Source organism: Pseudomonas sp. BSw22131, from assembly GCF_026810445.1.
Taxonomy (GTDB): Bacteria; Pseudomonadota; Gammaproteobacteria; order Pseudomonadales; family Pseudomonadaceae; genus Aquipseudomonas; species Aquipseudomonas huanghezhanensis.
Map to the genome: position 1 here is coordinate 3,329,860 of NZ_CP113949.1, position 15,610 is coordinate 3,345,469.

15 protein-coding genes, 1 tRNA gene and 1 pseudogene are annotated in these 15,610 nt (G+C 56.3%); 2 read left to right on the forward strand and 15 right to left on the reverse strand.

The genetic code is table 11. The features are described from left to right. Nucleotides 1-4: 4 nt before the first annotated feature. The 7 genes and pseudogenes from OYW20_RS14875 to OYW20_RS14905 all read right to left on the reverse strand — a co-directional run bounded on the left by OYW20_RS14875 (nt 5) and on the right by OYW20_RS14905 (nt 7,071). Nucleotides 5-2,125: a TonB-dependent receptor gene (locus OYW20_RS14875; protein ID WP_268796726.1), complete on the reverse strand. Its 2,121-nt coding sequence runs from the start codon at nt 2,123-2,125 to the stop codon at nt 5-7. Between the two features lie 113 nt (nt 2,126-2,238). After that, nucleotides 2,239-2,664 carry an ExbD/TolR family protein gene (locus OYW20_RS14880; RefSeq protein ID WP_268796727.1) on the reverse strand — a complete coding sequence of 142 codons (426 nt, stop codon included), beginning with the start codon at nt 2,662-2,664 and terminating at the stop codon, nt 2,239-2,241. After that, nucleotides 2,664-3,392, reverse strand: a complete 729-nt coding sequence (locus OYW20_RS14885; protein WP_268796728.1) for a MotA/TolQ/ExbB proton channel family protein — start codon at nt 3,390-3,392, stop codon at nt 2,664-2,666. Before OYW20_RS14885 ends, OYW20_RS14880 begins: the two co-directional genes overlap by 1 nt. An 84-nt stretch (nt 3,393-3,476) precedes the next feature. After that, nucleotides 3,477-4,208, reverse strand: a complete 732-nt coding sequence (locus OYW20_RS14890) for an energy transducer TonB (RefSeq protein ID WP_268796729.1) — start codon at nt 4,206-4,208, stop codon at nt 3,477-3,479. Nucleotides 4,209-4,627: 419 nt separating this feature from the next. Next, nucleotides 4,628-5,393 (reverse strand): annotated as a pseudogene (locus OYW20_RS14895) (transposase). A gap of 90 nt (nt 5,394-5,483) precedes the next feature. Next, nucleotides 5,484-6,017 carry a GNAT family N-acetyltransferase gene (locus tag OYW20_RS14900; RefSeq protein ID WP_268796730.1) on the reverse strand — a complete coding sequence of 178 codons (534 nt, stop codon included), beginning with the start codon at nt 6,015-6,017 and terminating at the stop codon, nt 5,484-5,486. Between the two features lie 106 nt (nt 6,018-6,123). Next, nucleotides 6,124-7,071, reverse strand: coding sequence for an arginase family protein (locus tag OYW20_RS14905; RefSeq protein ID WP_328284783.1), 948 nt, complete (start codon nt 7,069-7,071; stop codon nt 6,124-6,126). 425 nt (nt 7,072-7,496) lie between these two features. Here OYW20_RS14905 and OYW20_RS14910 point away from each other — a divergent pair, with 425 nt between their 5' ends. Then, the gene (locus OYW20_RS14910; protein ID WP_268796732.1) at nt 7,497-7,883 is read left to right on the forward strand and encodes a hypothetical protein; all 387 of its coding nucleotides are present in this window, start codon (nt 7,497-7,499) and stop codon (nt 7,881-7,883) included. 256 nt (nt 7,884-8,139) lie between these two features. Here OYW20_RS14910 and OYW20_RS14915 read toward each other — a convergent pair whose 3' ends face one another. After that, entirely contained in the window at nt 8,140-9,006 is an 867-nt protein-coding gene (locus OYW20_RS14915) for an aldo/keto reductase family oxidoreductase (RefSeq protein WP_268796733.1), read from the reverse strand. Between the two features lie 72 nt (nt 9,007-9,078). Here OYW20_RS14915 and OYW20_RS14920 point away from each other — a divergent pair, with 72 nt between their 5' ends. Then, nucleotides 9,079-9,711 (forward strand): TetR/AcrR family transcriptional regulator, encoded by a 633-nt coding sequence (locus OYW20_RS14920; RefSeq protein ID WP_268796734.1) that lies wholly within the window; start codon nt 9,079-9,081, stop codon nt 9,709-9,711. Nucleotides 9,712-10,382: 671 nt separating this feature from the next. Here the strand turns inward: OYW20_RS14920 and OYW20_RS14925 are convergent. From OYW20_RS14925 to pheS, 7 genes are all read right to left on the reverse strand, one after another. Then, nucleotides 10,383-10,604, reverse strand: a complete 222-nt coding sequence (locus tag OYW20_RS14925) for a hypothetical protein (RefSeq protein ID WP_268796735.1) — start codon at nt 10,602-10,604, stop codon at nt 10,383-10,385. A gap of 113 nt (nt 10,605-10,717) precedes the next feature. After that, on the reverse strand, nt 10,718-11,089 hold the full coding sequence (locus OYW20_RS14930) for a hypothetical protein (RefSeq protein WP_268796736.1): 372 nt from the start codon (nt 11,087-11,089) through the stop codon (nt 10,718-10,720). A gap of 235 nt (nt 11,090-11,324) precedes the next feature. Further along, nucleotides 11,325-11,401 (reverse strand) — tRNA-Pro (locus tag OYW20_RS14935). Between the two features lie 88 nt (nt 11,402-11,489). Beyond that, complete coding sequence (locus OYW20_RS14940) at nt 11,490-11,846, reverse strand: MerR family transcriptional regulator (protein WP_268796737.1); 357 nt, start codon at nt 11,844-11,846, stop codon at nt 11,490-11,492. Beyond that, nucleotides 11,827-12,129, reverse strand: a complete 303-nt coding sequence (gene ihfA, locus OYW20_RS14945; RefSeq protein ID WP_002553164.1) for an integration host factor subunit alpha — start codon at nt 12,127-12,129, stop codon at nt 11,827-11,829. The genes OYW20_RS14940 and ihfA overlap by 20 nt, the downstream gene beginning before the upstream one ends. Before the next feature lie 3 nt (nt 12,130-12,132). Beyond that, the gene (pheT, locus tag OYW20_RS14950) at nt 12,133-14,511 is read right to left on the reverse strand and encodes a phenylalanine--tRNA ligase subunit beta (protein WP_268796738.1); all 2,379 of its coding nucleotides are present in this window, start codon (nt 14,509-14,511) and stop codon (nt 12,133-12,135) included. An 82-nt stretch (nt 14,512-14,593) separates the two neighbouring features. Continuing rightward, a complete protein-coding gene (gene pheS, locus OYW20_RS14955) occupies nt 14,594-15,610 on the reverse strand; it encodes a phenylalanine--tRNA ligase subunit alpha (protein ID WP_268796739.1) in 1,017 nt (338 codons plus the stop codon).

Below are 15,610 nucleotides of genomic sequence, written 5' to 3' on the forward strand. Positions count from 1 at the left end.
GGGCCTAGAAGTCGTAGCGGGTATTGAGGCTTAAAGTACGTGGCGAACCCGGCTGCAGGTAGTTTTCCTGGTAGTAGGTCCAGTACTGTTTGTTGGCCAGGTTGGTGACGTTGGCACCCAAGGTCAGCGCATGACCATCGCCCAGACGCAGACGATAGCCGCCCCCTGCATCGAACAGGCTGTAGGCCGGCAGGGTATGCACGTCGCCCGAATCCACTGCCATTTCGCCGATACGCTGGACGCCGGTGTGCAGGAACATCCCCTGCACCATGGGCACACGGTACGTAACCTGGGTTGCGGCCTGATAGCGCGCCGCACCTGCTGCGCGGTTTCCGTCCACACCGTCCCCCGCATCGTGGTAGGCCGAGTCCAGTGACATGACGCTACCTTCCACTGTCAGGTCCGGTGTGGCATCGACGCTGGCGTTCAGCTCCAGGCCCTGATAGCGGATGGTGCCGCTTTGCACGTAGACGTTGGCGTCGTTGGTGTACTCGGCGCCACGGTCGATGCGAAACGCTGCGGCGGTAGCACTCCAGTTACGTTGCTGGGCTTTCACGCCCACCTCGTATTGCTTGCTGCGCAGCGGGCCCAGGGTCTGGTCGGAGTTGAAGGCGTTACTGGGTGCGGTACCGCCGCTTTCCAGAGATTCGACATAACTGGCATACAGCGTCATGTCCTGGGTCGGCTTGTACATCAGCGCAAGAGTTGGGGTTGCGGGCCGGGCCTTGTACTGTGTCGCCGCCGAGGTGGCGGAGTCGTGGGTTTGCTCCTGGAAGTTTTCGTTGCGCAGGCCAGCCAGCAACGACCAGTGTTCGCCCAGGCCGATGGTGTCGCTGGCGAACACCGCGCTTTCCTTGACGTTGTCGTCGCCGTAGGTACCGCCGCTGTAGTCGATGTTGTACACCGAGAAGATCGTCGGGTTGTACAGGTTGCCCTTGCCCACGGTGGTCTTGGGGGTGACCACGGATTTGTCCGAGTTCAGTTGCGAATAGCTGGCGCCGAGTACCATGTCGTGAGTGAACCATCCCGTGGTGAATTTACCTTCCAGGGTGCCCATGGTGTCGTTGTAGTCGTAGGCGTGGTACTCGGACGTGACCTTGTCGGTGTAGCCGCCGGCGTCGCTGGAAATCTGGTATTGGTCCTTCACATAACGGCGTGTCGAATCGCTGTAGCGGTAGGCCAGCTTACCGGTCCAGTCGGGAGAAAACTTGTAGGTGGCGCTCACGGTCGACAGGCTGTAGTCGACATCGGTATAGGAGCCATTGCTGTACAGGCGTTTGCTGCCGTCAATAGGGCTGGGCAAGGCGTTCTTGGTGTTGACGATGATGTCGGTGCCACCGCTGGTATTGCGTTTCTGGTACAGGGTGTCGAAGTCAACGCTCAGGTCATCACTGAGCTGCGCGTTCAGCGCAACGCTGACTGCCGTTCGGTTGACCTTGGCGTTACCCGAAGCGGCATCGCCCTCCTCGTGTACCACATTGACCCTGTAGCCGAAACGCGGGTCATCCAGACGCCCTCCGGCGTCCAGATGCTCCTTATAAAGGTTGTTGGACTGGTAGCCGGCATCAACGCTGAGGGTGGTCTTGTCGGTAGGCCGCTTGGTCACGTAGTTGACGATGCCGCCCGGGCTGCCGAAGCCATACATGAAGCCCGACAGACCTTTAAGCACATCGACCCGCTCGAACATCTCAAGAGGCATTTCCACACCGCGGTTGATGTTGGCCATGCCGTCGACTTTGTAGCCGTTCAGGTCATCCAGGGGCAGGCCGCGAACGGCCAGCGTGGCTGGGTGGGTGCCATAGCTGGAGCTGATGGAGGTGACCGAGGCATCATACTTGACGGCCTCAGACAGGATGCCCGCCTGACGGGCCTGGATTTCGTCGCTGCCTACGCTCTTGAACGAAAACGGCGTGTCGATCACCGCGTGGCTGCCCAAGGCACCGCTGTTGGTCTGCTGGCGCAACGCCGGCTTGCGCTTGGTTGCCTTTACTGTGACTTGAGGCAACGTGGCCAACGTACTGTCGTCGATGGCCGGTGGTGCATCGGCCGCAAACGATGGCAAGGCCAGGGCAAACGCTGCGAAACCGAGACCTGCACGCACATACAGCTGAGATTTGCGAAACATGACTGCACCTTCGAAAACGGCCGTTCACGGCCTGGTTGATTTCTGTCGCGCGCACTTCACCGTGACCGGCTGTAACAGCCGACCAAGGGGTGTGGACGAAGGCGACGAGGTTGTTAAGGCGTAACGGCCTGGGTCACGAAGCCGATCTTGTCCAGGCCACCGGACTGCGCCGCGGCCATTACCTGCACCACCTTTTCATACGGGGTGTTACGTGCGGCGCGCAGGTGCAACTCAGGTACCGGCTGACGCGCAGCGGCCTCGGCGATCAGTGCCGGCAAGTCGCTGTCGCCGATGTCGCGGTCGTCCCAATGCAGGTGGCCTTCGTTGTCCAGCGCCAGATCCACGGAGGGCGGCGGTTTGTTGTCCTGCTGCGCGGCGGCCTTAGGCAGGTCAATCTTCACCGAGTGCTGGATGGCCGGCACGGTGATGATGAAGATCACCAACAGCACCAGCATCACGTCCACCAGCGGCGTGGTGTTGATTTCGGGGTTAAAGCCGTCCTCTTCCAGCTCATCCCCGCCCAGCAATCCACCGGCCATCAGACGTACTCCGCCTGGGCGTTGAACGTGCTGCGCGCAGGCTGCCCGCCGCGTGGGGTCGCACGGGCGCCGATTACCAGCAGGTCGTGCAGTTCGAAGGCAAACTTGCCCAGTTCAGCGAGGGTCTGCTTGTTACTGCGCACCAGCAGGTTGTAGCCCAGGGTGGCCGGAATGGCCACGGCCAGTCCCAGAGCGGTCATTATCAGCGTTTCGCCGACGGGGCCTGCGACCTTGTCGATGCTCGCGTCGCCGGTCAGGCCGATCTTCATCAAGGCGTGATAGATGCCCCACACGGTGCCGAGCAAACCGACAAAGGGGGCGCTGGAACCCACGGTGGCCAAAATCGCCATGCCGCCTTGCAACTGTCCGCCCACGGTCAAGGTGGCTTGGCGCAAGGCGCGGGTCAGCCATTCACTGAAGGCCGGCGGGTTCATGTCGCCATCCAGCGCATCACGGTGCTGGCGTGCGGCGCTGATGCCTGCATGGGTGAGTTCGGTGTAGGCACTATGATGATCCAATTGCTGCAAGCCATCCTTGAGCGTCGGTGCGTTCCAGAACGCCGCCAGCAACTTCGGCGAACGCAGGCGATGCAGTGCCAGGCGCACCAGCTTGTCGACCATCACGTACCAGGACGCAACCGACATCACCAACAACGTCAAGGCCACGGTACGGGTGACAAAGTCGGCCTGTTGCCACAAAACATTCAAACCCAGTGTTCCGGTTTCCATGTGTATTTCCTTTCTTTGGGGTGAGCGCTGCCCTGAGCGGGAGGCCCGTCGATAAAAGATGGTGGGTTTACGCCTGCTTGAGTACTAACTGTCGAGCTGGAATCGCAGTGGCACGATCACGTACACCGACGCCGCATGCCCCTCCTGCAAATAAGGCTTGAACAGTGCTCCGCGCACAGCCGTCCTGCCCGCCTCGTCGAGGTTGCCAAAGCCCGACGAGCGTACGATGTCCACCGCGCCGGGCTTGCCGTGCTCGTCCACCAGTACCCGCAGGATCACGGTGCCCTCGTGGCCCTCTTCACGTGCACTGTCGGGATATTCGGGTTGTGGTTCATGCACGTATTCGACGCCACGGGTGAGGGTCTTGGGCTGAGGCGGTGGTGCGGGAATTTGCGCGACTACCGGCGCGACTACCGGCGCGGCGGCCGCAGTGCTGATGGTCGCGGGTGCGGTCGTTGCGACGGCCGCAACGGGGCGTTGCATCACATGCGGCTTGGCTGCGGGCTTGGGCCGGGCTATCGGCTGAACGGCCACAGGTGCAGGTGCAACCGAGGCAACGGGAGGCGGTGGCGTGGGGGGTGGCGTGGGCGCGGCACTGGCGGCTGGCGCCGGAGTCGGTTCATTGATGACCGAGGCATAAATAGTACGAATCAACGGTGGTGCAAGCGCCGGGGTTGATGACCGGGTCACCATACTCAATGCCAAAACATGCACCAACACCACCAGCGCTACCACGCATCCTCGGCGCAGCCATCGCGAGGCACTGCCGGCAGGCAATGGCTGAAGGTACAGCAGGGGTGTAAGCGTTGCATCCACGATTGATTTTCTCCAGGCCGGTATGCCGGGTACATCGGGCGCATTCCCTGCGAAGGTTGGGTATAAGGCCTGTAAAGGCCTTCTTAACGGGTGTCGGAGGAATATAGGAGTGACGAATGACAGATGCATGACAGACAAGAATTATCATGTAAGCATTTTGTTACAATTTCATGGGCACCAACAGGCGTGACCTTATAAACGGTCATTGCGGGATTGAATCCGCAGTCAAAGGTAGCCTTTCGGGACTGGCAGCTATTGGCCGATTCTGTTGAAAAGTCGATTTTTCAGGAAACGTGACGCTGAGCTTGGCCTCTTCAAAGAACCTATTCACCACTGTTAAGTGGCTTTTCGATCTTTCGTTGACCGTTGCTGCTGTGTCAGTGGGTTAATTTGAGGGTTTTTGCTTGAAACAGGCGTACCTATCCTGTGGCGGGTGGCCCTTGAGATGTAAGTTGGCCAGTCGGCGCAGGTTCTGTACCGCAGCCGCTAACGTGAATTCATCGGTCGCGCCACTCATCCCTCGTAGTCGCAAGCGATCCAGTTTCAAGATGCGCTTGAGGTGGGCGAACAACATTTCTACCTTCTTACGTTCGTGACGAGAGCGCACATATTCCGGCGTTTTCGCGATTCGCCGAGCCACATCGCGAGCCGCTTCATGAACACTGCGGGCGATCTTACGAACCTCAGTGTTCGGGCAGCACTTGGCTTTCATCGGACATGTCGCGCAGTCGGTTTGGCTGGATCGGAAGTTGATGGTGTTGGCTTTCGTTACGTGTGAGCGCAGGTTCTTGAAAGCTCGCCATTCGCTACGTAATGCCTTACCAGCAGGACAGCGATACTCCTCAGCGTCTTTGTTCCAGTGGAAGTCGCTGATCGAAAAACTGTCGTCCTTGCGCTCTGTTTTATCCCACAGCGGCACATGCGGCTCGATATCTTTCTCTTCCACCATCCAGGCCAGCATCGGTGCTGTGCCGTAAGCGGTGTCGCCGACCAGCATGCGGATCATCAGCTCAGGATCAATCGAAGGACGCCCAATCGGGCTATAGAAGTCGGCGAGATAGTGGCGCAGGTCGCTCAGATCGAGACACCGATCAATGCTGCGCAGCAGATTATTTGTTGGGATGTGGTCTTCAAGGTTGAACGAGTAAAACAGCCGATCCTGCCCCTCGATAACTGTCCCATCATGCTGCGTATTCTCCCGCTGGCCGATGGATATATTTTGCCGCAAGCCAGACAGGAGCGATACGAGCCAATCAAGAATGATCCGAATGGGCGTTAATTTTCGCAGGTATCGTTTCGTAGATCGTGCCACATATGCACTTTCGAAATGTATTGCTGCCCTACTGCTACCGCCAAAGGTTCTATTCCAAATGGCTTGAATCCCATTCGCTCGTAGAGCCCTTGTGCACCTCGATTACCCTCGGTGACGGTGAGCTGAACGAGCAAAAGCTGAGACTGGGATTTCGCATAGGCCAGGACGCTGCGCAGCAGTTTATATCCGATGCCTTTCTCTCGATGAGCGAGTGGAACGTACATTCCGAAGAGCGTGGATTTGTGGCTGGCCTTCTTTCTTCTTTCAACAGAAAGTCCAGCGACACCAAGCAAATCCTCACCCTCAAACGCAGCGAACACCAGATCGGCAGCATCAGATCCACTATTAAGCCTTTTCTCCCACCAGTCGATGGGTAAGGCTTCGCGCTCGCCGACATCGGAAGTAAAAGCATCGGGATGAAGGCGATAAGCCTCAAGCATTAGCGCTCGATACGACGAGGCATGATCCGGGGTCAGTCGTTTGATTATCGTGGTCATCGAAATCACATTTCATGGTCGTGCACTGATTATGTCCTTTCTAGGCCCAAGGCGACACGGACGGAGATGCTTGAGTTTTTCAACAGAATCGGCCGATAGCTGCCACTCAACTTGGAAACGGCAGTTGTGCTAGCAACTTCACAATGCTAGAGGCCAAGCATCCGTCCGGGTCTAGATCAGGATCGAATACCGTTACAGTCATTCCCTTACATAGAGGGTTGGCAACGAATGATGCAATGATGATCAATAAGTCGTCAGGTGGAATGCCTGGAGAACCGGGCGAGTCCACAGCGGGCATTACAGTCTGATCCAGCACGTCTATGTCCAGGTGTATCCAATAGCCCTGGTCAGGCTTTCGAGCCAGCACTTCACTAATGCGTCCTATAACGGCCGTCGGACCTATCCTCAAGGCTTCGAAGACATCGACACGATTAATAGCCGTGCTATTTACATCGGGCCAGGCAAAGTCGTCGTCGCGGTTCTCGCGCTCACCCAGTTGGATGACATCGGCGTCAGCAACAAGCGGACCGGCAATGCCTGGCCATTCCGTTGCCAGTTGCTCACCACGACCAGTAGCCAGCGCCAGGTCCATGCCCGCAACCGCGCCTAGGCTCTGCGTCGGATCGTAGTTACCCGGATGGCGGAAGTCGCTGTGTCCATCAATATGAATGAGGGAAATAGGGCCCGCTTCGCGGACTCCGGCTAACGCGCCCAGCAGAATTGAACAATCACCCCCGATGACAAGCGCGAAGTCGCCTTGTCTACTGGCTTCACTCACCAGATTCGCCAAAGCAATATTGAACGAACGAATAGTATGGCCGTTACGCAAACGTGTTCCTGGCTGCTCTTCCGTCGAGTATTTGGGCCGAGGTAAAGCCTTAAACTCGCGAGGGATGAGTGCTTGTAGCAGGCCCGCAGCAACCAGCGCAGCTGGAGCCCGCCACGTACCCGGTTCATGACCAGGCCTCAAGGGACTTAATCCAAGGTTCGATGGCGCAGCAATCACAAGCATGGGGTAAGGGTCAGCATTCAGCGTTCTTCCAACGGATTTCATCGGATGCTTTAGTTTGAGTATTTCTCAGGGTAGCACCCACCTTTTCGGTGCGAGTGGGAATACCCTGTGCCAGATTTCCTGGTGACGAAAACTGCTGCGACAGGCCGCTATCGGCCGATTCTGTTGAAAAGTCGATTTTCTCAAACTGCCATAATACTGATCAGTGAAAGTGTCTTTTTTATGCGCTGCCACGTGAAGTCTGAGTCCGAATACCTCTGCGCCGACTCTAGATTTCAATCTCACGCGCATACTTTTCTAACGTAAAAACCACGCCGGACTTTTTCAACAGAATCGACCCAAAGCTGACATTTACTGTAGCTGAAGTTGACCGACCATGAACCCGTATTGCAGCATGGAATTGACGTGTGGCAGCGCTGTGCGGCCAATCTGCAAGCGCTACCTTCGCACTTAACCGGAAGAAGCTCATGATCATGGTCTTGCCGAAGATCGAACTCAAGGAACTGTCGGTGAAAGCGGAATCAGACGGTTTGACGCTGAGTGATCTTGTCCCCATTTGCGAAATGTTCGACGTTGCACCGCATGATGTGCTTAACGAGCTGTCCGTCGCGGTTGCGGAAGGCTATCTACAAGGATCTCTGCTCTATGACTTTTGCGACGGCGTTATGAATGGGATCATAAATGCCGTGGTTGAAGTAGGCATGACTAACGACATGCCTCAGCCCGCTTTCTCGCTTTACCAAGCATTCGATCAAGGCGAATGGTTCCGCAGTAACGACCCCCTGGAGACTGACCCCAGTGAGAAATACACGAAGCCGGTGGTCGAGGAAATAATGCGTACCCTTAGAGACTAGCTTTCACAGATCGAGAGGTTTTCGCTTTTGTGCTGGACGGTAGTGGATCGAATTCCGCTTTTGGCCGTTAAAGGCCGGTCGCCGTGCGAGATCAGTATGCGATGTCCCGCCCCGTGAGCGACTTGGCCCGGCACTACTAATAAAGTCATATGGTCAGACGTATGGGACTGGCGACGGGGTATGACCGTCGCTCTCTTTCAGGCATCGCTAACCTGGTCAGCAGCTGTACTGACCGTTTCCACCGTTGGCATCCGGGTTAGTCCGCGATTGCATTCAGCTCTGCCAGCACCTCATCTCGCAGATGAAGATCGGCCACAGCGAGGTTTTCGCGCAAGTGGGCTAATGACGAAGTCCCCGGAATCAATAGAATATTGGGTGAACGACGCAGTAGCCATGCCAGCGCTAACTGCTTCGGCGTAACTCCGAGTCGTTGCGCAGCGCTAGACAGTGCGGAGGACTGGATCGGGGTGAAACCGCCCAGAGGGAAGAACGGCACGTAAGCAATGCCATCCAGAGCCAACTCGTCGATCATGGCGTTGTCGTGCTGATGAGCGATGTTGTATAAGTTCTGCACGCAGACGACATCAACGATTTTTCGCGCCTCGGCCACTTGGGTCGGTGTGACGTTGCTAATCCCGATATGGCGGACGAGGCCTTGCTGTTGCAGCTCCGCCACAGCAGTCAGTGAAGCTTCGATTGATCCTTCGCCGGGTCCCATTGCGTTGTGCATCGCCCGAAAATTGACGACATCCAGAACTTCCAGGCCCAGATTGCGCAGATTGTCTTGCACTGCCTGGGTCAGCTCTGCTTTTGAACCGGCCGCGAGCCAGGCGCCATCGTCCCCGCGCCGGGCGCCGATCTTGGTTACGATTGTCAGATCGTCCTGATAGGGATGCAGGGCCTCTCGGATAATCTGATTGGTTATGTGCGGTCCGTAGAAGTCGCTGGTGTCTATGTGGTTCACACCCGATTCAACGGCCTCGCGCAGTACTGCCAGCGCCGCATTACGATCCTTGGGCGGGCCGAACACGCCCGGACCGGCCAATTGCATTGCGCCGTAGCCCAAACGCTTGATTTTGCGGTCGCCAAGAATGAAAGTGCCGCTTTTATCTAACCCAGCCATATCGATTGTTCTCACTTCATTTGAGGAGAGCTATGATATGAAGGATCCTTCAGGTTTTAGAATTCGCATTCCATGAACAACCTAAAAGCGTCTTTAAAGCCAAGAAAATCAGCGGTTCAGGCCCGATCCACGGCGACCGTTGACGCTCTTCACACGGCAACCCTTCAGGTTTTGACCCAGCATGGTCTTGTCCGCTGCACGACGACCCGCGTCGCCGAGCGTGCTGGAATGTCCGTGGGCAGTGTCTATCAGTACTATCCAAACCGCGATGCGTTGCTTGCTGCGGTTCTTGAAAAGCACTTGCTGGAAGTCGCCGAAACGGTGGAGCGGACTTGCGAACAATGCCGGGGCAAGCCGGTTGCCGAGATGGCATCGGAGCTAGTTTCGGCATTCCTGGCTGTCAAACTGCGTAATCCAGCAATGTCCAAGGCGCTTTACGCGATTGCTGCGGAGCGGGGTGGAGCTGAATTGGTCGCGCGTATCAACATCCGAATGGTGACAGCCACTGCTGCCATGTTGGTGAGCGCACCGGACGCAGATTTTGAAGACCCGACATTGATCGCCACTGTTTCGCTCACCGCTCTCACCGGACCGGTGCGAGCTCTGCTCGAAGGCTACGCGACACCGCTTTTCGAAAGCTGTCTCGAACAGCAGGCAACACTACTTTTGACGGCTTACCTTGGGATGTACCGCAGACCCGCATAGGTTCCTCTTAAAGATTGCGTGCAAGTGTCTGCTTCTGGCCGATTCTGTTGAAAAAGTCGGCTTCGAATTCCACGGCAGAAAAGTACGCGCCTGAGATTGAAATCTGAGTTTTGCGCAGAAGGTTCAGGAATCGGATTTCACGTTGCAGCATGCAAAAGAGATGGTTTCATCCATCAATAGTCGATCGTTTTGGGCAAGCCGACTTTTTCAACAGAATCGACCCATAACGGACGTTGGTGTCTATTCCTGAAACAGGGGTGATCCTTATTCAGGACTAGACAATGGGTAAAAATAAAGTTTTCCCCTTTTTCCAGTTCCCTTTTTTCACTAGATGATTTGAGCCAATCGAAGCGCCACCGTCGGGCTGGCAGTTCCGGCGATTGCAGACTGGCCGCGCTGAAGGGTCGGCGCCCAAAGTGCAGAGAGCCCGCCGCGTGCGGGCTTTCTGCTTTCACGACATCCTTTTCACCTGGTATTCACAGGGCCGAGTGCAAAATCACTCTACTCCTTTGAAGAATTCCCTTTAGGCCCGCACATAAGCGGGCCTTTTTTTTGCCCGTGGCTATGCTTTCCTTGCCCTCTACTGGAGACCAACCAATGCGTCCCTCGGATACTCCCTAAGGCCGAATCAACAGATAACCCGCCCTAGCGCCGGGCTTCTTATATCTGGTCTACCCCGGCCCGCCCATACAACGTGCAGTACTGCAAAGCAATGCTCCGGCGTGCTTCACAAGCCCTCTCCACTCATCACTTGTGATGATGTCGGCTCGCTCCATGGCGTCAGCCCGTCTCAGCAATTCGAAGTATTTAACCTCTGCGTCTATTCGACTTCCAGCCAGTACAGAAAGCTCGCGCCAGGCTGTCAGGTTCAGTTCTCGCTGTGCATCTTTCATCGAGACCTCCTTATTGGTGGCATACGTGAGTATGGGCCTGCTTGCGGAGTGCGTCAGGACAATTGGGCCTGGAGTGACCAATGGTGGGTGTACGCCACAAAACACATAATTGGTTACCCGGCGTACCGACCGAACTTTTCACGCCAGTTACCTGGAATGAAATCAGCATGCTTGTTGTACCGACCCAGCACGCACACTTTGATCTTTCGATCCTGTTCACCTGATATAGTCCCGTCGACCAGCCCCTGAGCCAGAACGCCCAGATACTTGGAAACCGCGTCTTGGGTGTCGCTCTTTCTCTTCCCTACACACGCTTGCAGAGCTGGCCCGATGGATGGCGTTTTCGAGTGAACGCGTTTGCAGATTTGCATAGGATTTTTTGTGACGAACCGACTGGAAATGTCACAAATGGCTTGTGGGCAGCCAAATGTTTCCTGCGGCTTCAACATCTGGCCTGAGCCAAATTGTTTTACGAACTCGGTCATGACGGACACATCGGCACCGGCAAAGCGGTTGATAGACTGCCATTCATCCCCTACCGCGAAAATCTCGTCTGCCTAGCCCCAACAAGCACGCGCAGCCAGCAGTATTTTGAAATTAACGTGAAGTGCCCGCCAGGCGATGTGACCTATATGAGCCCTACCCCGCGCAACAAATCGCAGACACAAAAAAGCCGGTTGAGATAACCGGCTTAACTGTCTGATGTTACTCAGGAATAAATGGTCGGGACGGAGTGATTCGAACACTCGACCCCTTGCACCCCATGCAAGTGCGCTACCGGGCTGCGCTACGCCCCGACTAAGGCGTGTATCAGTTTCCATAACCGCGAAAACTTCGAGGAATATACCCTAAGCTTTTGAATTGTGGAAGTATCTGGGGAATTTTCTACTTGCTCAGCACCACAAGAACATCTTCAAGCTCGGTAATCATCTGACGGAACAACACTTTGTACTGTTGGGTATCGTCCTTTTCTTCCCCGCTGGACATACGCAATCGCGCACCGCCAATGGTGAAGCCCTGCTCATACAGCAAACCGCGGATTTGCCGAATCATCAACACGTCTTCGCGCTGATAATAGCGGCGATTTCCGCGGCGCTTCACGGGGTTGAGTTGAGGGAATTCCTGCTCCCAATAACGCAAAACGTGCGGTTTTACCGCGCAGAGCTCGCTTACTTCACCGATGGTGAAGTAGCGTTTGCCTGGAATGGGCGGTAGCTCGTCGTTATGACTTGGTTCCAGCATAAGCCTCAACTCGGGCCTTCAGTTTCTGCCCTGGGCGAAAGGTGACCACACGGCGAGCGGTAATCGGAATTTCTTCCCCTGTCTTTGGGTTCCGACCCGGTCGCTGGCGCTTGTCTCGCAAGTCAAAATTACCGAATCCCGACAGTTTGACTTGCTCGTTATCTTCCAGAGCGTGCCTGATTTCCTCAAAGAACAGCTCAACCAGTTCCTTGGCTTCTCGTTTGTTCAGGCCTAGCTCTTCGTACAGACGTTCGGCCATCTCAGCTTTCGTCAGAGCCCCCATACGCTACTTCCTTAACGTGGCGTTTAACCGTTCCTCGAGCGAGGTGAGAATTTTCTGCGTTGCAGCGTTAGTCTCATCGTCAGTAAGAGTGCGCGATGGATGTTGCCAGGTCAAGCCGACTGCAAGGCTTTTTCTATGCGGATCAATGCCTTTACCCTGATAAACATCAAATAGCCTGAGGTCTGTGAGCCACTCCCCTGCATTTTCTCGGATTACAGCCATCATCGCACTGGATGCGACGTCGCGATCAGCCAGCAACGCCAGGTCTCGGCGCACCTCAGGGAAACGCGACAATTCATGGAATTTCGGCAAGCGACCTGTGGCAACCTCCGCGAGCACCAGCTCAAAAACGAAAACGGGACGGTCCAGCCCCAGCGTTTTCGACAGCTCAGGGTGCAGCGTTCCGATGAAACCTACTTCACGCCCGTCACGCTCGATGCGGGCAGTCTGGCCCGGATGCAGAGCAGGATGGTGACCTGACGAAAAGGTGAAATCATCCAGCGCGCCGGCGAAACCCAGCACCGCTTCTACGTCGGCCTTGACGTCGAAGAAGTCGACCGCGTCCCGGCCTTGCGCCCAGCCTTCTGGCAGGCGGCTACCGCAAATGACACCCGCCAGCATTGGCTCTTGCTTCAGCCCATCAAGCTGACCGACAAAACGCAGACCACTTTCGAAAAGGCGAACACGATCTTGCTGCCGGTTGAGGTTGTGCTGCAGCGCTTTCACCAACCCGGGCCACAACGACGACCGCATTGCTGCCATATCATTGGAAATAGGGTTCGCCAGCAGCAGCGGCTCTGCGCCCGGGCTGAACAGTTCAAACCATTTTGGATCAATGAAGCTGTACGTGATTGCTTCCTGATAACCGCGGGCCACTAACAGGCGGCGAAGTGCCGGCAATTCGCCCTTGGACTCAGACTTCGCCTGCGGCGCCAAACGCGCTTGCGGATAACGAACCGGCAAGCGGTTGTAACCATAAAGCCGCGCCAGCTCTTCGATCAGATCGACTTCAAGCGTGATATCGAACCTGTGGCTTGGTACTTCGACACGCCACTGCCCCGCCACTTCCGACGAAATCTTGAGATCCAGTGCAGTCAGCAAACGCTCGACTTCAGCCGTTTCAATCTTCAGACCCAGCATTTGCTCGATGCGGTCTGCACGTAAGATAACCGGGGCTACAGAAGGCAAATTGCTTTCGCTCACTGACTCAGTGACAGGACCTGCTTCACCGCCAGTGATTTCAATCAGCAAACCAGTTGCACGCTCCATGGCTTCGCGGGCGAGCTGCCAGTCGACACCACGCTCATAACGATGGGACGCATCGGTGTGCAAGCCATACGAACGGGCCTTGCCAGCGACGGAAATCGGCTCGAAGAAGGCACTTTCGAGAAAGATGTCACGCGTTGTCGCCGTAACACCGCTGTGCTCGCCACCCATGACGCCAGCAATCGCCAGCGCACGTTGATGGTCGGCGATTAACAGCGTATCTGCACGCAGACTGACTTCCTGACCGTCGAGCAGGACGAGCTTCTCGCCCTCCTCTGCCATACGTACACGGATGCCGCCGTTAATCTCGGCAAGGTCAAACGCGTGCAGCGGCTGACCGAGTTCAAGCATCACGTAATTGGTGATATCCACCGCCGCGTCAATGCTGCGCACGTCGGAACGGCGAAGGCGCTCGACCATCCAAAGCGGCGTAGGGCGCGACAGATCGACATTGCGAATGACACGACCCAGATAACGCGGGCAAGCAGCCGGCGCAAGGACTTCAACTGAGCGCACTTCATCGTGTGTAGCCGGCACTGCGCTAACGTAAGGACGTGTCACGGTTGCGTCATAAAGGGCGCCCACTTCACGCGCAAGCCCGGCGACGGACAGACAGTCGCCGCGGTTCGGCGTCAAGTCGACTTCGATGCTGGCGTCGTCTAGTTCCAGATAGATGCGGAAGTCCTGACCCACTGGGGCGTCGGCAGAGAGCTCCATGAGACCGTCATTGCCTTCACCCACCTGCAGCTCTGACTGGGAGCACAGCATGCCGTTGGATTCGACACCACGCAGCCTGGCTTTCTTGATCTTGAAGTCGCCGGGCAACTCAGCGCCGATCATCGCAAAAGGAATCTTCAGGCCTGGACGCACGTTGGGGGCACCACAGACAACCTGAAAGGTTTCCGAGCCATTGCTGACCTGACAAACACGCAGTTTGTCTGCATCAGGATGCTGCTCTGTGCTGAGCACTTCGCCCACGACCACACCGCTGAAAACACCAGCTGCCGGGGTGACGCTGTCGACCTCCAGACCAGCCATCGACAGACGAGCAACCAGCTCGTCGCGCGATACTTGCGGGCTTACCCAGCCACGCAACCATTGTTCACTGAATTTCATCCTGCTCTCCTAATCAATTCTTTACTGACATACGACCCGGGCGATACGAGAAGGCCGCCGGCACGGTGCCCTTCCCCTACGCCTAGCGAAATTGCGCGAGGAACCGCAGGTCGTTGTCGAAGAACAGGCGCAAATCATTGACGCCGTAACGCAACATGGCCAGACGTTCTGCGCCCATGCCAAATGCAAAGCCCTGGAACTCTTCAGGGTCAATGCCGGACATGCGCAACACATCCGGATGCACCATGCCGCAGCCCATTACTTCAAGCCAGCCGGTCTGTTTGCAGACGCGACAGCCTTTACCGCTGCACATCACGCACTCCATGTCGACTTCAGCGGAGGGCTCGGTGAAAGGGAAGTACGAAGGACGGAAGCGCACTGCCAGTTCTTTCTCGAAGAACACGCGCAGAAACTCTTCGATAGTGCCTTTCAGGTCAGCGAAGTTGATGTCGCGATCAACGAGCAACCCTTCAACCTGATGGAACATCGGAGAGTGGGTAATATCGGAGTCGCTGCGGTAAACACGTCCAGGGCAGACGATGCGTATCGGCGGCTTTTGCGATTCCATGGTGCGGACCTGTACCGGCGAGGTATGAGTGCGCAGCAACATGTTTGCATTGAAATAGAAGGTGTCGTGCATCGACCGGGCCGGGTGGTGGCCTGGGATGTTAAGCGCCTCGAAATTGTGGTAGTCGTCTTCGACTTCAGGCCCTTCGGCGATGCCGTAGCCAATGTGGGTGAAGAATTGTTCGATACGTTCCAGAGTCCTGGTAACCGGATGCAGACCACCTGAGGTTTGCCCACGACCAGGCAAGGTCACATCAATCGACTCGGCGGCGAGTTTGGCGGCTAGATCAGATTGCTCGAACGCTGCCTTGCGCGCATTTAGAACCTCTGTGACACGCTCCTTGGCAAAGTTTATCAGCGCTCCGACTTGCGGACGCTCTTCAGGTGGCAGATTTCCCAGGGTCTTCATCACCTGAGTCAATTCGCCCTTCTTGCCAAGGTAGTTGACCCGGATTTGCTCCAGGGCAGTGATGTCTTCAGCGCTTTGCACAGCCTCAAGTGCTTGAGAGACCAGTGCGTCCAGGTTTTCCAT